Here is a 24,522-nt window from a genome sequence, read left to right on the forward strand (position 1 = left end):
TTGTATGAGGATTCTCAATCTTTCAATGGAATGTTATCCGGTGGCCAAAGTGGGCGGACTGGCAGATGTGGTGGGCGCGCTGCCCAAATACCTTAACCGTATCGATGGTGTTGAAAGTGCCGTAATCATGCCTTGGTATAACAAACCCTTTGTGCATCAGCATCAGTTCGAAACGGTATTCACTGGCTTCATTCGTCAGAAAAACCAGTTGCTCGAGATTGAAATATCGAAGGAACAATCTCAACTCTTAGGTTTTGATCTGTATCTTATCAAGATTCCCGGCTTGTTGGATCGGGACCAGCCTTACGGGTATTGGGATGAAAGTCAGCAGTTCCTGGCTTTCCAACATGGTATCCTGCACTGGCTCAGCGAAATGAAGATCCGGCCCGATGTGTTGCACTGCCACGACTATCATACGGGCCTCGTCCCTTTTATGATCGAAAATTGTCCCGAGTTTAGTTTCCTGAAAGGCATAAAAACCATCGGTACCATCCATAATGGCGAATATCAGGGAGATATGTCCTGGGAAATGGCAGATTATCTGCCTTGGTTCGAGGGTGGGAATTGGGGTTTGCTGGACTGGAACGGACGCATAAATCCACTCGCCGCCATGCTCAAATGCTGCCACGCCTTTAACGCCGTTTCTAAAGGATATATGACGGAACTCTTTGATCAGTTGCGGGGGTTAGAGTCTTTGGTACAGCACGAACACCGCAAGGCTTTTGGTATCCTTAACGGTATTGATACAGGTGTCTGGAACCCCGAAACCGACCATTACCTTGATTTTCATTATAATAAAGAAACCGCTTCGGAAGGTAAACGTAAAAATAAAGCGGCGCTTTGCGCGGCATATGGCCTGGATCCTAAGTTGCCGCTTTTTAGTTTTATTGGCCGTTTTGCCGGTGAAAAAGGTGCCGACCTGCTTCCCGAAATCGTAGCCAACAGTATCCGCGAGACTTTTGGCGGCCTCAACGTAATGATCTTAGGCTCCGGGGATCAGGATGTTGAAAATCAGTTACTCCATCTCAACCAGGTGTTCTCCAACTTTGCCCTCGATTTAGGTTATAAGGAAGATCTTTCACATAAGATCTATGCGGGTTCAGACTTCCTGCTCATGCCTTCGCGTGTAGAGCCGTGTGGCCTCAACCAAATGTATGCGATGCGCTATGGTACCGTACCGATTGTGCGCTATACTGGTGGCTTGCGAGATACGGTGCGCGATGTTTCAGTGGGCGGCGGCGGTGTAACCTTTGGTTCGGCAACCGCCAATGATGCCGTGCATGCCATGCATCGCGCCATGCATATATACAACCATGATGGGTTGATGGGGCAGTTGGTGCAGACCAATATGTCCTATGATTTCTCTTGGGAAAAATCTGCGATGGAGTATCTGAAACTTTATGCTGACTAAGTTCTAAACAATCATTAATGATTCACTTTTAACGTGAAAAAGTTCAATAAGAGCGTCGAAATTTAATACAACCGTGTCGAAGCCCTGTTATCCTGATACCGAATTATATTCCTCCAAGTGAACCATATGATGCCATTGCAGCGCTTCAGTAGGGCGATATACTCTTTAATGCTCCATCCTCCGGATAGATTCTTCCGCAAACCAGCGCAGTTTATCCATTTGCCTACGCGCTTTTCTCTGCCCGAATAACGAAGCCAGATAAGTTAATATCAACAGTACCAGCATCCCCAACGATGCAGGCAATGCCCACCGGAAGTCGGTGCTGCCAATTTGCAACGCTACAAACCACACGGTGAAGAATACCATCCACAGCATACAGAAGATGAAGTAAAGAAACATGAAGAACGTCCATACCGCGGCACTCGGCCCGAAAATTCCACGGATCACCGTCGTGTTGTCCTCGGTTTCAGCCCGCAGGGACAGGGTTGGCTTCCAGTAATTATCTTCATCGGTTTTCACCGTAATCGTGGCACTTTCGGTATTGATATTTCCTGAAAATTCGGCAGTGTTTTCCGCCAGGAAGATTGTAAGGTGGGCCGTATAATCTTGCCGGCTCAGCGAAGTGTAGATCTTAAACCTTGGCCGCGCACGGATGCTGTCCAGTACAGTTTGTTCAATTTTCATCTTGGTAAGGGATTGGGTCTGTTAATATAATCTCTACGTTCAGTATCTGTCCGGCACGTTCAATCTTGAACTGCACGGTTTTTCCGTCTTCTTGTTTCAAAAGATTATTAAGTTGTTGCAGGGTATAAGCGCTCGCTTTACGCCCGTTTACATGGGTGATCTTGTCGTTTTTCCGTAAACCCGCGCTTTGGCAGGGCGAGTTTTGCCGGCAGCCAGCCACAGAATGCTGCGGTTTCAGTACAAAATGATACCGGAAGCCCGCGCTGGCATTGTACACAGATACGCCTTCAGGTTCGCCGGGCACTTTGGTGGGCAAGATATTCACAAGGTCGCTTTCCCATACCATCCCGTCGTGCTGAATATCAAGTCCGCTTTTATTGAAAAGGAAGGGGTCTTTATAATACCGGTTCTTCTTCAGATAGATTTTATTTTCAGGGTAATTGAATATTATTGTGAACCGGCGCAGGACTTCACTGCCTACCGAGCCTTTCCTTCCCGGTATAAGCCGCAGGTTTTGTATCGAATATTCATCCGGCATGGCTACCAAAGGTTTCACGAAAGCAAATTCACCCAAGTACAACCCACGTATGCGGCTGCGTTTACCAAAAATGTCGCCATTGAATCCCTGTCCGAGATAATCATCAATGAATGGGCGGTTATACACAAAACCCGGAATCAGTTTCGGGAACAGCCATACGGCATCGCTGTTGCCCAGATCCAGCAATAGTTTCGTGGGTTTTCTATCGTGCGTCAACTCAATGTCCGCAGCGATGTACGGTTTGTTACCTTCCACGGTGATCTCGAACTCGCGGAAGGTTTTCTTCGGTACATAGCTTCCTACAGGATGTATGGTAATCCTCTTTCTGATGTAATCAATTTCCACCGGGTGGTTTTTAAAGAAATGGTAGCCAATGATCCCATTGACCGGTATGCCGACATGGGAAGAGAAGTTAATGTTCTCATCCAGAATAATAAAGACCGTATGCTGCGCATCGTTGTAATTTGGGCCTACCGTTACCAGATTGTTATCGGAGCGTAGGCCCTCGATGTTTTTGTTTTCTCCAAGACCGGAAAAGGTTATTTTTTCTACTTTATTGAAGTTTACTTCTTTGTCTTCCAGGCTGAAAAGGATGGTTTCATTAACACCGGAGTCCAGAAGAAACGTAAGATTTGTGCCATTGATGCTGAGTGGCACAAAAATTAGATTGTTAATTAACTGAAACGGTATCACGGTTTTTTTATGTCCTGAGACAGTGAAGCCCTGTTGCGCAAAGGCAACTGAACTATATAAAAAAACATGATGAGCAGCAGTTTCATGAAATGAAATTACAATATTTCTGTAACAGTTTAAAAATATACGGGTTAAATCACCGAAAAACATACATTTGTTATATGCAACACCACGAAATTACCGAGAAATTCAGGCAACTTGTCGAAAATAAGTTCCAAATCTATAATTCACTGTTTATGAGTCTGCCTTATGACAGAATGACGAATATCGGCATGCTTTTACCATTTCTTTATGAAGAAAGCAAGGCCGGTTATCAGCTGGGGAAAAGCCCCGAAGAAATTATAGAAGAATTCTTCATTAAACATACCGGGTTACAGACAGAGGAACAAAAAACCGAACTCTTGTTTAAGATCATACAGTATATTGAACGACAGGTTGTTTTGTTTGACAGTATTGAAGATGCTGCTTTTTCGCAGTTACACCCCGAAAGCGAATCTGGCACGCTGCTTCAGTTGTATGAACGTGCCATGCAGGACCGGCGCTTGGATGCTGTGCGGAAAAAAATGCAAGACTTCTCGGTGCGGGTGGTCTTCACGGCGCACCCTACACAGTTTTACCCGAACGCGGTACAACGCATTTTGCATGACCTGAGGTCGGCTATTATGAAAGATTCGGTGACAGACATCGACATGCTGTTGCAGCAACTTGGCAAAACACCGTTCCTCAACCGCGAGAAACCTACGCCCTTGGATGAGGCTCTCAGTATTATTTTCTATCTGCGTTACGTGTATTACGATTCTATCGGTGAGCTTTACCGTAAAATAAAAAACACCTTTGGCAAAGACCACGACCAGCCTAATCCCAATATTTTTCAGTTAGGGTTCTGGCCAGGTGGCGACCGCGACGGTAACCCATTTGTCACCGCGGATATTACACGCAAGGTGGCGCAGCAACTGCATATTTCGATACTTAAATCTTATTACGCACATCTGAAAAAGTTACGCCGGAGACTTAGTTTCCGTGGCGTCTCTGATGAACTGGACATGCTTAGTGAAGAAATTTACAGCGCTGTGTATGACGGCAGAAACATCAGTGAAAAGCAAATTCTCAGTCGCATCAATAATGCCGAAGAAATCTTGATGACACAACATAACGGATTGTTCAGTAATCTGCTTGATGACTTTAAGGATAGGGTGACGATATTCGGGACGCATTTTGCTACACTCGATATCCGCCAGGACAGCCGTGTGCATCAGCAAGTCATTGATGAAATTGTGTGGCGAAAAGCAGGCTTTACGCATGAGCTTACCTCGGAAGAAAAACTTCATTGGTTGCTGTCCACACACGAAGTCATCCGGCCGGAAGAATTTGATGAAGTCACCAAAGATACACTTGAAAACATCATCAATATCAAAACCATCCAGCAGACCAATGGTGAACGTGGGATGAGTCGTTATATCATCTCAAATTCTGATGAGGTAAAAGATGTACTGAACGTTTTTGCGATGTTCAGGCTTTGCGGATATGCGGAAGAAGACATTAAAATGGATATTGTTCCCCTGTTTGAGACCATGCAGGGCCTAGATGCCGCCGCAGATGTGATGAAATCTCTATATGAATTGCCTGTTTACCGCCGCCATCTTGAAAGACGGGGCAACCAGCAAACCATCATGCTTGGTTTTTCTGATGGAACAAAAGATGGCGGATACCTAAAAGCAAATTGGGAAATCTACCAGACCAAAGAAGAACTAACCAAACGCTCCGAGGAAAATGGCATTAACGTCATCTTTTTTGACGGACGTGGTGGCCCGCCGGCGCGTGGCGGCGGGAAAACCCATGATTTCTATGCCGCGCAGGGCAAGACCATTGCCAACCATAAGATTGAAATTACCATCCAGGGGCAGACCATCACCAGTGTGTTCGGGAATAAGGACCAGGCAAAGTATAATTTCGAGCAGTTATTGACCGCAGGTATTGAAAGCGAAGTATTCAAAAATGATAAAAAAGACATTGAGCCTTCCGAAAGAGCGTTGATTGCCGAACTTGCGGAACTGAGTTTCCGTAAATATACCGACCTGAAATCGCATCCCCGTTTCGTGCCTTATTTGCAGGAAATGAGTACGTTGCAATACTACGGTAAAACAAATATCGGCAGCCGCCCTACCAAACGCGGCGCAGACGGCGATTTGAAGTTCGAAGATTTGCGCGCCATCCCCTTTGTAGGTTCATGGAGCCAACTGAAACAGAACGTTCCGGGTTTCTTCGGATTTGGTTTCGCGCTGAATGAGCTTAAAAAACAGGACAGGTTTGATGAGATAAAGGCCTTATACCGCGGTTCGGACTTCTTTAAAACTTTGGTACTGAACTCGATGATGAGTATGAATAAAACCTATTTCCCATTGACTTCTTACATGAAGGATAATGAAACATACGGCGAATTCTGGCAGATATTATTTGATGAATATCAACTTTCAAAATCCATGATGTTAGAACTTACAGGTTTTAAAATGTTGATGGAAGAGGAACCATTGTCGCGCAAGTCTATAAAAATCAGGGAGAAAATCGTACTGCCGCTCCTCAGTATCCAACAGTATGCGTTAATGAAACTACATAAAAACGAAGGAAACCGCGAGGCCTATGAAAAACTGGTCATGCGGTCGCTTTTCGGGAATATCAATGCCAGCAGGAATTCGGCTTAGCAGAAAGAACTGAAAATTCGCTCATTGCAAAATACATGTTTACAGTACTATTATGTCGGTTAATATAATTTTTGTATTTTAACGTCTTGTTTAATGTATAGCATAATATATCTTACATTACCAATTTACGTTAAACCCGTTAAAATATATAAAATATGAAGATAGGACTATTTGGATTTGGAAAAACCGGTAAAGCTGTCGCTAATGTGATTTTGCAACATGAAGAATTCATACTTGAATGGGTGTATCGCCAGAGCAACATTTTAGAAGGCCGCAGCGTCCCTGAATTTCTGGGTGTGCAATCGGATGATCCGGGTACAATTTATTCTTCACAATCCATTTCTGTCGAAGACCTGCTAAGGGCACAGCCAGTAGATATGGTGATTGATTTCTCTTCCGAAACCGGCCTTTCGGTTTATGGGGAAGCCGCGGCGGATGCCGGTATAAAAATCATCAGTGCGGTATCGCATTATGGCGAGTCTCAGAAAGCTATGTTGCAGAAACTTGCCCAACGCACGGTTGTATTCTGGAGCCCTAATATTACTTTAGGCGTTAATTATCTGCTTTTTGCGGCACAATTCCTGAAAAAAATCGCTCCTTGGGTAGATATTGAGATTAATGAAGAGCACTTTAAAGAGAAAAAAGGCACCTCGGGCACCGCTGTAAAACTGGCGCAAGCCCTTGAAATTACAGAGAATAACATCAACTCCGTCCGTGCCGGTGGTATTGTGGGAAAACATGAAGTCATATTTGGTTTTCCGTATCAAACTGTCAGGCTCATCCATGAGTCGATTTCCCGTGAGGCTTTTGGCAGCGGTGTCATCTTCGTGGCAGAGAATCTAAAGACAGACCAGCCGGGACTTTATAAGTTTGAGGATATTCTGTTGCCCTACTTCTCTCCGCAACAGGTCATTCAGGAATAAAAATCTTCGTGTTGACAGTTTTTCGGATAATCTTTAATCCCATAAATCACCAATGTAAATAGTAGGGAATACATTCTTTTAATTTTCCCGAGCATTTTAATTTTCTTAAATTTGGATAAATATTTTTTATGAAGAAAATACAAATGGTTGACCTGCAAAGTCAATATTATAAGATAAAAGCAGATGTAGATAATGCGGTGCTTAATGTGCTGGATTCTGCGGCATTTATTAACGGACCAGAAGTGAAATCCTTCCAGTCGGAACTGGAGGCTTATCTTGGCACCGAGCATGTCATCCCATGTGCCAATGGTACGGATGCGCTGCAGATTGCCCTTATGGCGCTGGACCTTAAAGAAGGTGATGAGGTGATTACGGCCGATTTCACTTTTGCCGCTACCGTGGAGGTGATTCACCTGTTAAAACTGAAATCAGTTCTTGTGGATGTAGATTATGATACTTTCACTATTGATCCTGAAAAACTTAAGGCCGCGATAACGCCCAGAACCAAAGCCATTATCCCGGTTCATCTTTTTGGGCAATGCGCTAACATGGAAGAGATCCTAAAGATCGCGCGCGAGCATAACCTGTATGTCATCGAAGATAATGCACAGGCCATTGGCGCCGATTTTACCTTCTCTGATGGGACCGTGAAAAAATCCGGGACAATGGGTACGGTAGGGACCACTTCCTTTTTTCCATCGAAAAATCTGGGTTGTTATGGAGATGGTGGCGCTATTTTTACCGATGATAATGATCTCGCACACAAGATCCGTGGGATTGTAAACCATGGGATGTATGAAAGATATTATCATGACGAGGTGGGGGTAAACTCGCGTCTGGATAGTATTCAGGCTACAGTTTTAAGGAAAAAACTTCCGCAGCTCGATGCATATAACGAGGCACGGCGCAAAGCGGCAGATTATTATGATGAAGCCTTTGCCAATCATCCGCACCTGTTGGCGCCAAAACGCGCAGATTACTCAACCCATGTATTTCATCAGTACACGCTTCGGGTACTGAATGGTAAGCGTACGGCACTTCAGCAATATTTGGCCGAAAAAGAAATTCCGGCGATGATTTATTATCCGGTAGCTTTAAGGAAACAAAAAGCATATTATCAGGAGAGTAATGATGCCGATTTTGTGAATACAGACAAGCTTCTTGATGAGGTTATCTCGCTTCCGATGCATACCGAGCTTGATGAAGAGCAACTGAAATATATCACGGATGCCGTACTTGATTTCTTTAAATAAACCCAGCAAAATTTAACATGACAATTCTTGTAACGGGTGGCCTTGGCTATATAGGTTCGCACACAGTGGTAGAACTTTTAAAGAATGAGTTTGAAGTGGTGATTGTGGATGATCTTTCCAATTCGGAAAGATTTATCCTTCAAAATATAGAGAAAATTGCAGGTAAGAAACCGGCGTTTTTCCCTTTTGACCTGAAACGGAAGGAGTTGCTTACGCAGATTTTCGACGCGTACGAGATTGCAGGCTGCATTAATTTTGCCGCTTACAAAGCTGTAGGCGAAAGCCAGGAAAAACCGCTTGATTATTACGAAAACAATCTGTTTACCCTCATCAATATTCTACAGGAATTTAAAGTGCGAAATATCTCGAACTTTATCTTCAGTTCGTCCTGCACGGTTTATGGCCAGGCTGATGAGATGCCGATTGATGAAAACACGCCACTGAAAACGCCGGAATCCTCTTATGGCAAAACCAAACAGATGGGAGAGGAAATCCTGAAAGACTTCGCAACGGCTTATGGGCGTAGGGTGTCCCTGCTTCGCTATTTTAATCCGATAGGTGCGCACCCGAGCGCCTTGTTAGGCGAACTGCCCATCGGTATCCCGAATAATTTAGTTCCGTACGTTACACAGACAGCAGCCGGAATCCGCGAGAAACTCAATATTTGGGGCAACGATTATCCTACTGAAGACGGTACCGCCATCCGGGATTATATTTATGTAGTTGATTTGGCGAAAGCCCACGTAAAAGCCTTACAGAAGCTAATAACGTCAAATGAAGAAACCGTCATTGATATCTTCAATATCGGTACCGGGAAAGGATCATCCGTATTGGAAGTGGTAGAAGCCTACGAACGCGCTAACAATGTCAGCGTACCCTACGAAATCTGCGAGCGGCGCCCCGGTGACATCACCATCGCATACGCCAATGCCGATAAAGCAGAACGGGAACTCGGTTGGAAGGCTGAAACATCCCTGGAAGAAGCACTCCGCACAACATGGGAATGGCAGAAATACTTGGAATCACGCCTTTAAACAAGGGGTTTTCTTACGTTATTACTGTCATGGGTACAACATAGGTACAACATTTTAAAAATTTTCAGTAAACAGGTAGATTCCCTGCTCGTGTTGTTTTGCCTGAAAATTTAAAGATTGATATTCAGTAAGCATCGAACAATAATAAGAATGGCTGGCTTTTGCCCAGCCATTTGCTATTAGGAGCTCATTCAGACATTCCCCTGAAGGCAGAATAACATAGGCCAACTGGCGCAGCCAGAAGTCCAATTCGTTTTTCTTTTCGGTGAGGATTGTGATACGTGTTCCAGGTGGGCACACCTGGAGCACGTAACCTAAACTCTTCAGACCGAGTTCCAGTAAGAAAGCTGCAGGCAGGTGGCTTTTCGCTTCATCCTCGCGCATTTTCCGGCTCATGTGCACTTGCGGTGCATCGAGGCCGTAAAGTCGGATTTCTTTGCTTTCCTGACCGAATTCTTCTTTTGCGATAATGGTATCTCCATCCAGAACTCTTTCCACAATCCAATGCGTTTCGGTAATTATTCCCGGAATCTGGAAATACTTTGCTGACGGATTTTCTGTTTTGCTGACGTTCATGGTAGTGTATTTTGGGTTAATTTCATTGTAATGCATTGATTTACTGTGTTTTAACTATTGGTTTTGTAAAGATAATTTAAGAAATTTATAACTGTCTAGACAACAGTGTTTTTCTTCAAATTATCAATTATAAAATTTAATATCATGGCAAGACAAAAAGGTCTCATGAAATACGTCGGAACCATAGGCGACGTTAGACATTTCAAAATCAAAGGGCAAAAAGGATTTTTTGCCGGCATGGTGGGCGGACCCACCGCAGAACAGGTTAAAACCGCTCCGGAGTTTGAGCGTACCCGCGAAAACATGAACGAGTTCGGTGGATGCGCCATTGCAGGAAAAGCGGTGCGAACCGCTCTTTCCCAGCTGATGGGGAAATTTACCGATACTCAGGTAACAGGCAGGTTAACTTCAATTATGAAGAAAATCAACCTGGAGGACGGAACGGAAGCCAGAGGTTACCGAAAGGTAGAGATCTCCACTCAGAGAAATTATCTGAATGGGTTTGAGTTCAACAAGAACCAATCGATCAACGGTGTTTTCAATGCTCCATATCAGGTGAATCATGATCCTGCAAGAAATACTGCAGATTTCATTGTAGAAGAGTTCATACCAATCGAATTGATCGCTGCTCCTGCAGGTGCTTCGCACTTCCGTTTGCTCCATGCTTTGGCAGTGATCGCAGACTTTTCGTATAACCCGATAACCGGAACTTATGAACCGGACGACGCGGTGAACAATGAGCTGAGTGTAGTTGCCAGATCACCTTTTATCCCGCTTAATGAAAGTTATTCCGGTGATACCATTACGGCAGACTTGCCAGGTTTACCAACTCTGGACAATACCGTTTCTGTACTTCAGTGTATCGGAATTGAATTCTTCCAGGAAGTAAACGGAGTTTATTACCCTTTTGCTACCGGTAACTGTCTCAAAATCGAGGAAGTGTTTTAGGATGTGATCATGAAAGGGCTTCCAGAAAATGGAAGCCTTTTTTTATCACTCATTTCAAAAATCCAAATACAGAATTTTATGAAAACAAAAATAGTAAGAGTAGCCCAGGGAAAACAAAGCACCCTTTCCCATCTTTATATTGACGGCATTTTTCAATGCTTCCTCCTGGAGGATAAAATCCGCCAGGTTAAGATTAAAAGCAGGACCGCGATCCCGGAGGGAAAATTTCAGCTTAAAATCAACACCACCGGTGGAATGAACAGAACGTATTCCCAGAAGTACGGACAAATGCATCAGGGCATGATTGAAATTGATGATCTGCCGACTTTCGACCTGGTGTATATCCATACAGGAAACACGATCCAACACACAGCCGGTTGTCCGCTCGTCGGGTTAAGTTACATCATGAAGGACGGAGATTATCAGGTTCTGCAGAGCCGCGATGCATACCGGCAGGTTTATCCTAAACTTTTGGCGGCAGCCAAAAGCAAGGATAATCAGATTGAGATCCAGAACAATTTTCAATTTTAAAACCGGAAAATCATGGCTAATGAATTAACACTAAGCGTTCTGTTCGGTTTTATCAGCAGTGTTCTGCTGGGGATTGTGGCCTACTTTATCAAGCAGCTGCACACCGATTTCAAGAGTATGGAAAGAGATATGTCGGAAGTCAAGACCATGGCTCTAATTATCAAAACAGAATTCAGAACCTCTTATGATATCCTCACTAAGAAAGTCGAATATCTGGAACAACGGATGAACAAATTAGAAATTAACCAAACAAAAAATCAGGATCATGAAAAATAGAAACATGAATTTAGCAAGCAGAATGAGTTCACCCACTCCCAAGTGGTTTCGGATTGCCCGCAATATCGGACTGGGTTTGTCGGCGGTCGGCGGTGCCCTGGTGGCTGCACCGGTGATTCTCCCTGCAGCTGTAATATCCATTGGAGGATATTTGCTTTTAGGCGGCACGATCATCAGCGCGGTGAGCCAGACAGCCGTGAGCTCAGAAGAGTATGGCGAAAAATCCGGAAAAATTCCCGGAAAAGCCCTGGAAGATCCAGCTGAAGAAGCTGTGAAATAGCACTTAAGTCCCATAATTAGAATTTTATTGGTTAACCGGCCTGTTGTCATGACAGGCTTTTTTTATGCCTTAGATTTTTTCTGCGTCCGTTTTCGCTCGTTTGTTAAAAGGGGTGAAATAAGTATGACTCTTGTATGGGAAAAGGGTGAAATAAGTGGCAATCAAAATAAAAAATTCCCCGGAGGGAATTTTCTGTTTTCAGATGCTGTAGTAGTATTTCTGAATGAGTGCAGCGCGTAGCTGGCTGAGCAATCTGGACTGTTCTACTTGCTTCTGTTCCAGCTCGTGGATGGATTTGATTTTGTGGATCATTTCGGGATTACGGGTAGCTTTTTCGATGCCTGGCTGGATGAAGTTCTGCAGGAGTTTTTTCAGCTCGAAGAGCCGGAGCATTTCGATGACGCTGCCGCAGAGATAAGGGTGAAAGAATCCGTTTTTCCAGAGGGAGTAAAAGGTCCAGTAAACGGTTTCGAGTTCTTCCTGGTTGCCACAGTAGATGATGAAGCAGTTCGGGCAAGGTTCACGCAAAGGTTTTCCGGCATTGTGGCCACGATTCAGAATAAAAACAGCCGTTTCCGGGGCTGGGCGGTGGACTGCGTAAGTCCGTACTTTGTTGGTAAGCATAACTTTTGTTTTAAAAAATTTGCTCTTCTGAATACTATTCAAAAGAAAAAAAGAAAAAAAAGAAAGTGCTCTACCCTTCGGGAGGAAAAATGCGATGCAATATTTTTTTGCAAAAAAGATTGCCGTATCATTTTTCACGGCCATCTTTTTTGCAAAAAACCCGGCAGGGCAAGATATTGTCAGGGCATTTTTCCGACGGTATACCTTTACTTTCTTTTTTTTTATTTTTTCTTATCCGGGTTTATCGATTGGTGCAGTAGGAGTTTTGTTTATTATAAAACTCAGGGAATTCGAAGCGGTATTTTACTAAATCCCTTCAGCGGAGGGAAAGACAGCGGTATGGCGATGCGAGGGCTCGCAGCAGCGGCATACTGCTGTGCGCGGTACCGATAGTGAATAAACTGCCACTACACTATTCCGCTGAAACCAGGCAGTTTATTGACTAGCGGTACAGGCAAAATTGTTATAAATGCCTTATGATTAAATAATTTTTCGGTTATTCGATTAGGGAATGATTTGCTTGTATAACCGACTTTCAAGGGATGGAAAGGGGATGGAAAAATCAGCTGTATGACGTTGCAAGTTCAGAAACGACCGGCATGATTCCATGGACAGGATTGGCTGAATATTGTTCTTATTTAAATTTTCTGTATTTTTAAAGAAAAACATTTGAAATGAAAAAAATTTTACTATTAACTGCCCTCTTTGTTTTTAATTTTGGGTTTTCACAGAAGCCTCTGACTAGTAGTTTGGAAAATCTTGATCAGAAATTTCTAAAAAAATTTCACATTAAAAAAGATGTATTCGATAACAAAACTGTTATTTACGAGAAGAAATCGTACGGACAAAACATCCGTATAAAACCGTACCTTGTTATAAAAGATGGGCTGGTATTTTACAGGGTGGGATTAATGTTTGATGGTTATTCGGAATGGCCGGATATGCACACCTTCAAGTTTCTTATTGATGATCAAGTATATAATCTACCGCTAGGAGAAACTCGTAAGAAAATAAGCCATCAAATTACAGCCGTAGAGACTTCTAATTTATTACTTAACGATGAAGAAATAGAAATCTTCCGAAAAGTAGGATCTGCAAAAACGCCGGTACAATACAGGATTAGCGGGAATAAGAATACGGATCTGAAGTTATATGTAAATAGTTATATAAAAATAACGAAAGAGTTATACGATATGCTTACTAAATGAAAATATATAGCGCGACAGTTTAAGCCACTCATTTTACAGTGGCTTTTTTGTTTCCTGAAAGTATTGCTCGTAGCTAAACTTCATAAACATTATAGAATATATTTATGCACCATGGTAGATATTTGGGTGAAGAGCGGAATATCAGCGCGGTGGAGAGGGATGGAAAAAACAGCGGTATGACGGTGTGCCGGAGCCAAAATAAAATAGAAAAATCCCGGTATACCGGCATACTGCTGTGCGCGGTGACGGAAGCGTATAGTTGGCTGTAACGGAACGGCCGGGGACGTCCGTGAAGTGAAAGCCGGCTATGTGCTGGAGGAACTTGGGAAAGCGATTGGCTACCATTTTAGCGGATTTCGAATAGTATAGTTGGCTGCCATCGTTTCAATTTCATCTTTTGTTGTTTGCCTGTACTTCTTTAACCAGTCATCAATATCTTTTTTTACGAAATAGATTCTTTTGCTTCGTTTAGTAAATGGGATCTCATTCTGTGAAGTTAATTTATAAACGTGGGAAGCAGAGAGTTCCAAGTAAGAACATAATTCTTTTAATGTCAGAATTTCTTTGTTAAAATGGGCATTTGTCATCGCTGCTTCGGTAGGAACTAAACTTACCAGAAGCTTTTCAATTCTGTCCAGTCTTTCAATGATTGATTCAAATGGATTTTCCATAACATGTTGATTTAATGGGTTATTACTCTCGCAAAATTATAAAAAGAGCCTAAAAAATCAAACTTATACTGTAAGCGGTTGCTGCCTATGTCCTGGAGGAATATGGGAAAGCTTCGGCAACTCCATTGCGATAAAGAAGTACTAAAGGAGCTGGAAAGACAGCGGTATGGAGGGCAATGGAAAAAATGCGTGATGGTGCTGGAGGGGGGCAAAGGGAAAGCGATGGCTTACGCATTTTTTTGTTGCCCAGAATACTGCTGTGCGCGGTGCTGAAGTGCATAGCCTGTTGACTTACCTGTATTTTCAGAAACTGAATTTGGTACAGGCTGTGGACTGCAGGCACTTGGCTATTTTAGAACCGTACTTTCCGGGTAGCGCAGTGGATTGGGAAAATAGACTTCTAAATTATAACTATCCTGGCGGCTGGAAGGCGGTGGCTTGTGTGGGCTTCGCACAGACAAAAGGAAAGCATTTAGCATAATTTTCAATTATAGGTGATAATGGTGCTGGTTTGCACGTAACGCAGCGGAGCGGAGTGGAGGGCAACGGTTTGCGATGGCAAATTGACTATAATTGCAATTATGTTATTTGCTGTGGCAGAGTGGGGATTTTAAGCCGAATACTGGCTAAGTTCAATACCATAATAGCTTTGTAACTAGAATAAGGTATTGTTGCCTTCCGCGCTTTTTTTTGCTTCAAGCATTGATTTTTCAAATGAAACATAGTCATCTTTTGATTTAATTGTGTGAAAAGACGATATTGCTATTTTTTCAGATTTTAATTCTGTCATTTCAGTAATGCCCTTCCTGGAATTATGAATTATTTCAATATTTGCTTCGTAAAACTGTAAGGCATCAGCATCACCGATTGGATTGATTACCGCTAACGGCCGATAATGTTCAGCAAATGCTTTTACTGTGTATTTTGAGCCACCGGTCAGTGAACTTTGAACCAGCAAGAGGCCATGTGACATTCCGGCTTGGATTCTGCAGGATTTTACTACTGAGAATGTATCCTCTTTTTTGTTTATGGGCATTTCTGATATCAGAAGCCCACTGTTTTCCAAGATTTTCTCGGCATTTGCGACTGTAGACTTAAGTAGTGTTTTACTAGAATTGTAGTTCAGCCCCCCTGCAAGAACACCGATCACATTCTCATAATACTTTGTACCATCTTTTATTGAAAAAGTATCAATTCCCTCCGCAAGGCCATTGCATATACTCCATTTGTTTTCTGAAAAATACCTTCCCACCCGTTTAGAAATTTCTTTTCCTATCTCATTCGGTCCTCTTGTTCCGATGATGCAGACTGTATTGCTTTGGAGATTTTTTAAGTTGCCCTTTAAAAAAATAACCGGTGGTGCATCTTTGAGGGCTTTTAGCTGCAAAGGATATTCATCGGAAAAAATGGACACAGCCTGAATGTTATTTTCTGCTGTTTCGCTGTAAATTTTGTAAGCATTATCGATCTGAAAATTAACCTCGTCAGCATCAAATGTCTTTTTTCCTACAGTCAATATATTTTCGATTTCATCCAGTAGATTATCCGAGGCAAAATGAGATGTATTTATATATTTATTTATAAAGGCGGGACCAATTCCCTTTAAGGAAGAAACTGCCAACAAACCAATCAGTTGAGTATTGCTTTTCATTTAGTTAATATTTTCAATGTGACCACAGCCATTACCGCCAAACCTTGCCGGCAGACATGAATAGAATTTTGAACCTTCGGTTCTTTTGACTTTAATTTTTAAAGGGAGACCGCATTTGGGGCATGGTTTACTAACTATCGGACTAATGAGGTAAAAAAAGGCAATAAACAAGATATTTTTGACCCCTTTTGCTCTTAACTGGTGACAAATTTCCCACGCCGTAGCTGAAGATGTAAACTGATCATCCACTACAATAATGTTTTTACCCTGTAATTCAACGGAAGAGTTTATTTGTAGGTATCTTGAAATGAATTCACGCCTATCTTTGTAATTGGCTTTATTTCTTAAGCTTCCTTCAACATCTCCTGACCATTCAAACAGCTTATTTTTTGGTGTCTTGGATATTATCATGTCAAAAATTTCCTGCATTTTGTTCGGTGGAACTGTAGTTTTTTTGTCTGAAACATAAGATAAATAATCCCAGTGATATTCCGGAAATCGTTCCACAAGATTTAAATAATTAGAAATTCCTTTAGAGAGTGTTTTTAGAAACTCATCTGATCTGTCAGGATTATCAATTTGATAGTATTTATCCGCCCTGGAAAAACGGTCACACTCTCCATCTTCCTGACGAGCCAAACATCTGAATGCTATAAAACCTTCAGCACTTTTTCGGTACATAAATCTCACCATTTTTTCCGAATCCACATTCTGAAAAGCAGCTTCAACAGCCAAAAGATTGAGAAAAGGGTTTTTAATTATATTCTGAATATCTTCATAATTGGTAGCGTAAAATGTTGGACCCATTTTTATGGCTTTCCATGACTGGCCGATGCCGTCTCTTTCTTCCACTGACGATGCTTTATAAAAATCTGTTAAGACGGTACTCATACCAAGCCTTCTACCAAGTTCAATATCTAACCAGCTGTCACCTATCATAAGACAGGCATCCTTATTTAGGAATTGTGTTTTTAAAGATGGATTTTCCCCGATAAACTTTAGCGTTTTGTCTGTATTTGGCTTATCAGTCAGACTTACTGCCGGAATATTGAAGACCTCTGCAGCAATTTTGTTTACATATCTGGGGTGACTATCTGAAACAATCACCGGCGTATGCCCATCATTTACCAGCTGACGAATAAACTCCTGCGCCCCATTGAACAAGGGAATACTGCTCACTGCGAAATCATTCAAACCATCTTTATAAGGTTTGAAGTTTTCGTGAGCTGTATCGGTTAATGTACCGTCAAGGTCCAGAAGAATAAGCATGCTACTAAACTAGTGAATTTTTAATTTCAGATGCTAGGAGAGACCTATGGCTTTTGATTGCCAATCCTTTACAGTTGTTGTGAGAATATGATCGAAACTGGATTTTGACATGCTGTACAGATCCTGCCATAATGATGTTCAGAATTTAGAAATTAGGAAACCAATTATTAATCCGATGACCAGCAACAGTATGTAGGCCATGACATTAGATTTTTTCTTATCGAGCTCAGTTTTCAGACTAGTGTTTTCTGTATTCACCACTTCTATTTTTGCATTTAGCAAAGCGGTTTCTGACTGGATGGCGGATTTCAGGTTTTTCTCGTATAGCGCTGCAATCTCTGCTTTATGTTTAGCTGTTTCGTCTGCCTGGGCTTTCAGCTGCTTCTGATTATTTTCATTGATCTGGGTAATGTGCTTTGCAGTTTCTTCCTGGAATTTAAAGAATTCTTTATTCTTCTTTCCTAACTGTTCCGTAAGGGTTTTTACCTGTTCTTCAAACTGTTTTGTAATGTCCTTTTTGACTTCGTCAATCAGGATTGCTCGGGAGTTTGATTTTTCTTCTCTGAGCTTCTCGATGATTTTATGAAGGCCATCGCCATAGTCGTGCGGAACGTGGAATCTGCGGTCTGCCAGTTTATCGAGCAGACTTTCGTCAACGGTGTGCCCAAGGGCTGTAATGGTGATGCTTTCAAGGTTAATAAATTCATTGGCAAGATCCACATCACTGAATACATCAAAGCTCTGGCGGTCTCCACCGCCGCGAACCAGTGCGATAATATCGAACTGCAATGGCTTCAATTCCTGCAATTTCTGAAGGATGGAAGTTGCTGAAGTGATATTGCAGGTAAAATCGGTGATTTCAAATTCACCGGAAGAGATGTTTAATCCTTCGTTGAAATCGTGCTGAACTATTGCGGAGTGGCCGTAGATGTTTGCAATTCTTATAGGTTCGTTACGCAGTTTTTTTTCACGAATGAAAGTTTCCAGGTCGCGAGAACCTTTTTCGAGTTTTGCCTGAATTAAATCGTATCTTTTTAAATCTTCTTCTGAAAACTGTCTTTCCTCCTGCTGTACTATTTCTTCTGCTGCAAACCGTAAATCAATACTGGAGTTCCTGACACTTTTTTCAATAAAACCTTTGAGTATATATACTTCACCATTTACCAATTTGGAGCGAAGTATACCGGATAGCTTTACGCTGATACTGGTGGTATCGGATTCGGAATACAGGAAATCGTAGTAATAACCGGCATAGGCTTTTCCCTGTCCTTGAGTGTATCTGCCTTTCAAAAAGATTAAACTAACGGTTTGAGGCAAACGCAGGGCATTGTTGAAAACCCCAATTACAGAAGCGGGTGAATAAACCTGCAGAATATTTTCTTCTGTCATTTCCAAAGATTTTCTAATAGTTACTTGTCAATTGAAATGGTGTAGAGAATAGGATTTAGATCTGCCTTTTTTATTTCAATAACATCAACATCGAAGATGTCCTCAAATTTCTGTGCATTCTTGGCAAGCCAGCCATGTTCAACGCCTGCATCAGGTCTTATTATTATTTTAAGATTAGGTGCTTTAAATACAAAAAATCTGTAATGCGGAATTTTTTCTTCAAGTACTTCCACATTCGGAATATCAAAATTATTTTCTGCATATGACTTTATAAACTGATTTCTTTCAGAAGAATTTTCGAAGTTATTGAAGAACATTTTTTTATATGAAAACTCTGAAAATTCTTTAAAATGCAAAGTAAAACTTTCAATATTAAAATTTAGATTTTGCCTTAAGCTGTCTAAGAATTGTACTAACAAAATTGATGAAAAAGGAGATTTCACATATCTATCAAAATACGAAACCTCAAAGTTTTTACCAGACATTTCTTTCTTTAGATCTAATCCTTTGTTTTTTAATTCGTTTACAACAAGTAATGAAATTTCATTAGAGTGAATTATATTTTGTTCTTCAATAAATAATTCAAAAGTCGGTAATCCAAAAGACGGTTCTGCTGCTTTGTCAAAATTTTGAAGTTCTTCTGTTTTTACTCTGAAAGAAGCCCCCTGGGTAACAGTACCCCAATTTTTATTAAATAAATTGTCAAACATTTCTGCAAAATACTCATAAGTTGTCCCATCAATTAACTTAATAACTGCAATCTTTTGTAAGGAAGCTTTGGTTTTGGTATTGTTTAACAATATTGAGCTCCAAGAGTTAACATTAACGAATGTTATTTTATCTTGCTGGTTTTGATAAGTCGCTTCCTCATTCAGCACAAAATTAATGTTAACTTTATTACGTAAGCGGTTAATAAAATTTGCATCGTCAGGATCCCAAAAGTTTACTTTTGAATCCACAAAAAACCATATTTCCGAGACTGCATTTCTGAATATCTGTTTATTAATATCATCTTTTGCATTCCCAATTATTTTTTTAATATCGGGAAATTCCTTAACCAGATTTTCAGCAATTGTTTGATCAAGGGCGCTTATGATCCATTCAATCGCAGGATTTCTATCTAAAAGATGTAAATTTTTACTTGTATGTCTATCGACAAGGCACTTTGTACAAGCATTTTGACAGTCACAAGTTTGCAATTTTCGAAGTGCAATATTTAGGATTGATTCTAAATGAAATGAAAACTGAGATGAATATCCCGCGCCACCGCGTGCCGTGTCAAAAATAAAAACTGTTCTATATTTATCGTACTGTTTTACACCAAAACTTAATTCCTGCTCTTCAATCGCCAAATATTCAGCTAGTGTTTTTGTAAAAATAACACCCAAGGAATACAGTAATGATTCGTTGTTACTATATTCTCCATTTTTTTCTCTGATTCTTACTTCACAAAAGTCCGTCTGATAACGTCCACCCAGAATCACATTCTTTCTTATGGAGTATTTATTTTCGTTTCCTTCACAGATGTCATTTTCATTTTGGTTTTTACCTCCACGTAAGCGTTTATGGTTCTCCAGACGCTCCTCTGAAAGTTCTGTACGGCCACAATTTAAACAAACAGCAAAACCATCCCCTTTTCCTTTATTGTAGTATAAGATTTCAGCATTATCTGAGCTTTCCCTAACATCTATTAACGATGATTCATCGGTGGACCAGGGTCTAATATTCATTAACAATGGTTCTACAACGTTGAAAGACGAAGACTCAGAAATTTTTCTAGATTTTGAATCTCTGATATCAACTGCAAAACCCACTGGTTCGATCAATTCTGTAAATCTCCCACTACGTGCATTTTTAAAATTAATTCCGGTGTAATTTTCTTCACCGCAATGAGGACAAGGTGAATTAAGTCCATTTTCAGCAGTGTTTTCTACAATACGTTGGAAACCACAAGATTTACATGACTGAATTATATCCCGACGTGCCTGATTACCATAAATATTTTTTGTAATGATACCGCCTGATGTGTAACTCCAGCCATCTAAAACAATTTGATTGCCTGGCGCAAAATCTACTAAAGCTCTGGTAATATGGAAAGATGGATTAGATTTTCTAAAATTGCCACCTTTACCTAAGTCGGCTACGGTGGTAAGATCCATATCAACAATACCTGTAGGAATACCGGCGCTTGGCGTAAAGCCTTCTTCTGCAAAATAAGTCAAAGCATTTTTGCCAATAAACTGAGTAAGCTGATAATTCACGGCTTTATATTCCGGACTTGTTGCCCCATAGGATTCTGCAATTTTTGATAAAGACGTCTCGAAGTTTCTGATACGTTCAGCTACCTTCGTACTTAATTTTTCAAAATTAAATCTTGCCTTTATGATATATACCGCATTAGCTTTTCCAGAGAGAGTCGTTCCCTTTACGAGCTGTATAATTTCTTTGTTATATTCATCTTTTGATAACGCAAGCAACCAATTTGAGAATTGCAAACCTAATGGATTACTGCCAGTGAAGAAACCTTCAATCTTTTCGTTCACATTAATACCCTGAACTGCATCTGACTGAATAAATTTTCCCAAGAAAAAAGCATTTAAGTGTCTATTAACGACTTCCGGACTATTAAATGACAACATAGGTGGTGCAATTTTATGATCCAAAGCCCAAGAAGGCGTATTGAAGGCGTTCGCTCCGACAGGGTTTGGTGCACAAATGGTTAATGCCAAAGATTTGTTTTCAGATCGTCGACCAGCTCGACCGGTTCTTTGCAAGTAATTTGCAGGACCTGGTGGTACATTGTTCATAAGTACTGCAGAAATACCACCAATATCCACGCCCATCTCCATTGTTGTTGAGCAATTCAGTACATTTAGCTTTCCACTTTCGAACTTTTCCTCAAGCTGTTTTAATCTTGCTTCTTTCTGTTGAGCAGAATGTTCTCCTGCCACAAATAAGGGTTTAATATCTATGACTCTCTCATGAAGACTATTCCAAACTCCATTGTTTCTCAACTCAACAGAGTTTTCACGTATCCATGTCAATGTTTGATTATGGTCAACAACATTTTCACTATTGAGATTGAATGGAAATGGGAATATTGGAAAGTCTACTTGCTTTTTTATTTTGAAATGTCGGATATTATCAGCTGATAAACGACCTGTTATCCAAGGGGAGTAACCTTTAAAAGCTCTGTCAATAAGTCTTTGCTTGACAGGACACAGGAAAAGCTTCGTTGCAAGCTCAAATTCCGTTTTCTCTTCAAAATTTAATCTATACCTTCCTTCATCATTAGTCAGAATATTTGTTGAAATAACTTTCCACAATTCTAGAATTAAATCATTTATTTCATCAACTTTTTCAGCGGTTAATTCTTCCTTTTCAGTAATATTTAAACCAGCGCAAATTAACAATACAAGTCTGTTCTGTCTGATACTATTCTCATTTACCTGTGGCCAATCTTCTTTAGTTAATGAACTGCGCCGAAAAAATGAATTAGAATAATTCCACACCGTCTGCGGGATATGAAAGTTAAAATTTGCTCTCACGAAATAGTCCATAGAAATCTTCAGCAAATCTTTCCACTCGGCTAAATCAATACCTAGTTTTTTTGCAATATCAGGTAATTGAGCTTTATCGAAATGGGGATAAACTAAATTTACCATTCCAAGATTCTCCAAAGATCTTTCCCGCGGAATTCGTCGTGCAAATTGGTCAAAAAACAATGATTGCAGGAAATTCTTCCATTCGTCGTTGTAATTACCACCAATATTATTATTGAATAGTACTTTTAAGCCAGATTTTCCACTTAATAATTCATATAACCGATTCCATGATAATCTAGGAGCTGAAGGATCACCTACCGAAGAATTTGCTTTTCGTAAATTATCTATCTGGATTTGGATTTGTGTTCTGAGCTGATCGTTTGGCGCAAATTCCAACAATTGTTCCAGCTGTTCCGTTCCTAAACCTCCTGAACTATTGGTTGTAGCAGGTTTATGATCTTTAGTCTCCTTACAAAGAAAATGATAAACCATTGCTCGTAACCAATTTTTCTCATTGTCTATATTAAGAAGTGCAGAGATTCTAGCTGTGCCCTGCCGGCTGTCTGTAAATGAAATGTATTTCCGACCATCCCACAACATGGATTCTGTCACGTTTGCATCTTTAGGTGTTTCTTCCAAAAGTATGTCCGACAGTATTCTGTTAATGAAAGTCGAAGAAATTCTAAAATGTATTGGGTTAACTGTATTTTCTGCACAAAAAGGACAATTTTGTTCTGCCCCCAAATGAGACATAAAATGGGAACTGCTTGAATTTGTTCTGCCATTAATATCAAATCCCAGAGACTCCCAATCATCAATTGCCAATTTTTGACCAGCAATATTTCGAATAATCAATACACGATTACTTCCGACTTGGTCTAAATCTCGATTAGTTTCATCATCTTCCGCATCAAGGTCAAATGCCGCTTGAGTGACATTACTAATCTGGGTAATTATACGAGCTTTGTTCGAGTCTGATTTTAGTTCACCTTCGAGCATAAAGTTTCCGCAGGATCTGCAGGCAATTAGTTCTAATAAAGGCCATCCGCAATCACAATTTTTTGCTGATACAGTATGGAATGTACCTGGAGCTGAAGCCGGTTTATTTGCACCATGTATATTGCAACTCGGATTTGTACAGACGAAAACTCCTCCTATACTTCTGGAAAAGAAATGACCTCTAACCGGAAGCGCACCTGTTTCGGCCAACTCATCAACCCATTCAAGAGTATTTATTTTTGGATCTGAATGAAAATACTTGGAAATATTACTTCTACTAAGGTAGTTTTTGGCAAGAATATCACTTCTTAACTTATCTACCAATTCTTTGTCAATATCTAATGCAGCAATACTTTTAGGATCATAAGAATTCAAAACTCTTTTACCTTTTATTATGGAGATTTGGGAGGAATCAATCCCACACAAATCAGACATAAATTTTATTAAATGTTCATCGTTTCCATCACCAACAGTTGCAGAAGTTATAGCAAACCTAATGCTTTTAATATCTGTTTTGAAAGCATCAATTACTCTCCTTATCAGTAGTGCCATTTCCGACGCTGAAGAACCAGTTAAGGTGTGAGCCTCATCCAATAATATCCATCTTAGTTTTCCTTCTGAATTTTTTAGAAGTTCTGTGTCTTTATTTCTAATCAGAATGTACTCCAACATTGTTGGGTTGGTAAAAAGGATTTGCGGAGGAGATTGCCTAACCTGTTTTCGAGAAATCAATTGAGGTAAACTTTCAGTAATAGCGCTTTGTGGAGCATCTTCCGATGTGTTCCCATTGTATACTGCATAGTTGATACCAGGTAATGCTGTACACCATTCATGAATTCTTTTTTGTTGACTTGCAATTAGGGCATTTAAAGGGTACAGAAAAATAGCATTTACACCTGTGTTATTCCTACAGTTTTCATATATATCCTGCAAAACAGGCAACATAAAACACTCAGTCTTACCAGAACCGGTACCAGTTGTAACTGCAATTGATTTTTTTTCTTTTAAGAGTCTTTTCCAACTTTCAATCTGGTGTTTATATGGATTTCTGTCAGCTGGAAATTGAAAATCTTTTTTCTTGATTTTATCTAAAGCTTCAATAAGTTTGGGATCAAAAATATCCGTTAAATCACTCATTTTTTGTTCTGAAGGTTCCCAAGGAAAAGTATTTTGAAAAATTGGTTCGGCTATTAGAGGCTTCTTTTCAAAAAGATAATCAAAATACCTCTGCATCGTGCCATCACCTGTAGCCCATAGTGAAGTAATAGAGTCCCTTAAACGGCTTTCTGTCTTGTTGTAAAAATTATTAAAATTCATGAT

Annotated in this window: 19 protein-coding genes; 10 read left to right on the forward strand and 9 right to left on the reverse strand. The window is 40.6% G+C overall.

Annotation, left to right across the window (positions count from 1 at the left end; genetic code table 11):
* Nucleotides 1-4 precede the first annotated feature (4 nt).
* Nucleotides 5-1,411, forward strand: coding sequence for a glycogen synthase (locus tag CO230_RS03720; RefSeq protein WP_122027368.1), 1,407 nt, complete (start codon nucleotides 5-7; stop codon nucleotides 1,409-1,411).
* Between the two features lie 165 nt (nucleotides 1,412-1,576).
* On the opposite strand, the gene CO230_RS03725 is transcribed toward CO230_RS03720, so the two are convergent.
* Nucleotides 1,577-2,095, reverse strand: a complete 519-nt coding sequence (locus CO230_RS03725; protein WP_122027369.1) for a hypothetical protein — start codon at nucleotides 2,093-2,095, stop codon at nucleotides 1,577-1,579.
* Nucleotides 2,085-3,290 (reverse strand): PDZ domain-containing protein, encoded by a 1,206-nt coding sequence (locus tag CO230_RS03730; protein WP_228438177.1) that lies wholly within the window; start codon nucleotides 3,288-3,290, stop codon nucleotides 2,085-2,087. The genes CO230_RS03725 and CO230_RS03730 overlap by 11 nt, the downstream gene beginning before the upstream one ends.
* A gap of 197 nt (nucleotides 3,291-3,487) precedes the next feature.
* Between CO230_RS03730 and CO230_RS03735 the strand changes: the two genes are divergently transcribed.
* The 4 genes from CO230_RS03735 (at nucleotide 3,488) to galE (ending at nucleotide 9,235) form a co-directional block, all read left to right on the forward strand.
* Nucleotides 3,488-6,025, forward strand: a complete 2,538-nt coding sequence (locus CO230_RS03735) for a phosphoenolpyruvate carboxylase (protein ID WP_122027371.1) — start codon at nucleotides 3,488-3,490, stop codon at nucleotides 6,023-6,025.
* Between the two features lie 155 nt (nucleotides 6,026-6,180).
* Nucleotides 6,181-6,948 carry a 4-hydroxy-tetrahydrodipicolinate reductase gene (locus CO230_RS03740; protein WP_122027372.1) on the forward strand — a complete coding sequence of 256 codons (768 nt, stop codon included), beginning with the start codon at nucleotides 6,181-6,183 and terminating at the stop codon, nucleotides 6,946-6,948.
* A gap of 128 nt (nucleotides 6,949-7,076) precedes the next feature.
* Complete coding sequence (locus tag CO230_RS03745) at nucleotides 7,077-8,201, forward strand: DegT/DnrJ/EryC1/StrS family aminotransferase (protein WP_122027373.1); 1,125 nt, start codon at nucleotides 7,077-7,079, stop codon at nucleotides 8,199-8,201.
* Between the two features lie 17 nt (nucleotides 8,202-8,218).
* Nucleotides 8,219-9,235 (forward strand): UDP-glucose 4-epimerase GalE, encoded by a 1,017-nt coding sequence (gene galE / locus CO230_RS03750; protein ID WP_122027374.1) that lies wholly within the window; start codon nucleotides 8,219-8,221, stop codon nucleotides 9,233-9,235.
* A 54-nt stretch (nucleotides 9,236-9,289) separates the two neighbouring features.
* On the opposite strand, the gene CO230_RS03755 is transcribed toward galE, so the two are convergent.
* Nucleotides 9,290-9,847: a thermonuclease family protein gene (locus tag CO230_RS03755; protein WP_122027375.1), complete on the reverse strand. Its 558-nt coding sequence runs from the start codon at nucleotides 9,845-9,847 to the stop codon at nucleotides 9,290-9,292.
* 108 nt (nucleotides 9,848-9,955) lie between these two features.
* On the opposite strand from CO230_RS03755, the gene CO230_RS03760 reads away from it, so the two are divergent.
* The 4 genes from CO230_RS03760 to CO230_RS03775 all read left to right on the forward strand — a co-directional run bounded on the left by CO230_RS03760 (nucleotide 9,956) and on the right by CO230_RS03775 (nucleotide 11,846).
* The gene (locus CO230_RS03760) at nucleotides 9,956-10,759 is read left to right on the forward strand and encodes a hypothetical protein (protein WP_088467712.1); all 804 of its coding nucleotides are present in this window, start codon (nucleotides 9,956-9,958) and stop codon (nucleotides 10,757-10,759) included.
* A gap of 78 nt (nucleotides 10,760-10,837) precedes the next feature.
* Entirely contained in the window at nucleotides 10,838-11,290 is a 453-nt protein-coding gene (locus CO230_RS03765) for a DUF5675 family protein (protein ID WP_122028876.1), read from the forward strand.
* 12 nt (nucleotides 11,291-11,302) lie between these two features.
* Nucleotides 11,303-11,566 (forward strand): hypothetical protein, encoded by a 264-nt coding sequence (locus CO230_RS03770; protein WP_088467711.1) that lies wholly within the window; start codon nucleotides 11,303-11,305, stop codon nucleotides 11,564-11,566.
* Nucleotides 11,556-11,846, forward strand: a complete 291-nt coding sequence (locus CO230_RS03775; RefSeq protein WP_317124759.1) for a hypothetical protein — start codon at nucleotides 11,556-11,558, stop codon at nucleotides 11,844-11,846. The genes CO230_RS03770 and CO230_RS03775 overlap by 11 nt, the downstream gene beginning before the upstream one ends.
* 198 nt (nucleotides 11,847-12,044) lie before the next feature.
* On the opposite strand, the gene CO230_RS03780 is transcribed toward CO230_RS03775, so the two are convergent.
* Complete coding sequence (locus CO230_RS03780) at nucleotides 12,045-12,470, reverse strand: DUF6943 family protein (RefSeq protein WP_162989971.1); 426 nt, start codon at nucleotides 12,468-12,470, stop codon at nucleotides 12,045-12,047.
* 674 nt (nucleotides 12,471-13,144) lie between these two features.
* Between CO230_RS03780 and CO230_RS03785 the strand changes: the two genes are divergently transcribed.
* Nucleotides 13,145-13,678, forward strand: a complete 534-nt coding sequence (locus CO230_RS03785) for a hypothetical protein (protein WP_122027377.1) — start codon at nucleotides 13,145-13,147, stop codon at nucleotides 13,676-13,678.
* Between the two features lie 338 nt (nucleotides 13,679-14,016).
* Here CO230_RS03785 and CO230_RS03790 read toward each other — a convergent pair whose 3' ends face one another.
* From CO230_RS03790 to CO230_RS03815, 5 genes are all read right to left on the reverse strand, one after another.
* Nucleotides 14,017-14,349 carry a helix-turn-helix domain-containing protein gene (locus CO230_RS03790; protein WP_122027378.1) on the reverse strand — a complete coding sequence of 111 codons (333 nt, stop codon included), beginning with the start codon at nucleotides 14,347-14,349 and terminating at the stop codon, nucleotides 14,017-14,019.
* A 655-nt stretch (nucleotides 14,350-15,004) separates the two neighbouring features.
* Entirely contained in the window at nucleotides 15,005-16,000 is a 996-nt protein-coding gene (locus tag CO230_RS03800) for a DNA-processing protein DprA (protein WP_122027380.1), read from the reverse strand.
* The gene (locus CO230_RS03805; protein WP_122027381.1) at nucleotides 16,001-17,269 is read right to left on the reverse strand and encodes an HAD hydrolase-like protein; all 1,269 of its coding nucleotides are present in this window, start codon (nucleotides 17,267-17,269) and stop codon (nucleotides 16,001-16,003) included.
* Nucleotides 17,270-17,407: 138 nt separating this feature from the next.
* Nucleotides 17,408-18,658, reverse strand: coding sequence for an exodeoxyribonuclease VII large subunit (locus tag CO230_RS03810; RefSeq protein WP_122027382.1), 1,251 nt, complete (start codon nucleotides 18,656-18,658; stop codon nucleotides 17,408-17,410).
* Nucleotides 18,659-18,678: 20 nt separating this feature from the next.
* Entirely contained in the window at nucleotides 18,679-24,519 is a 5,841-nt protein-coding gene (locus tag CO230_RS03815) for a DEAD/DEAH box helicase (RefSeq protein ID WP_122027383.1), read from the reverse strand.
* Between the last annotated feature and the right edge of the window lie 3 nt (nucleotides 24,520-24,522).

It is taken from the genome of Chryseobacterium sp. 6424 (genome assembly GCF_003692615.1).
Taxonomy (GTDB): Bacteria; Bacteroidota; Bacteroidia; order Flavobacteriales; family Weeksellaceae; genus Kaistella.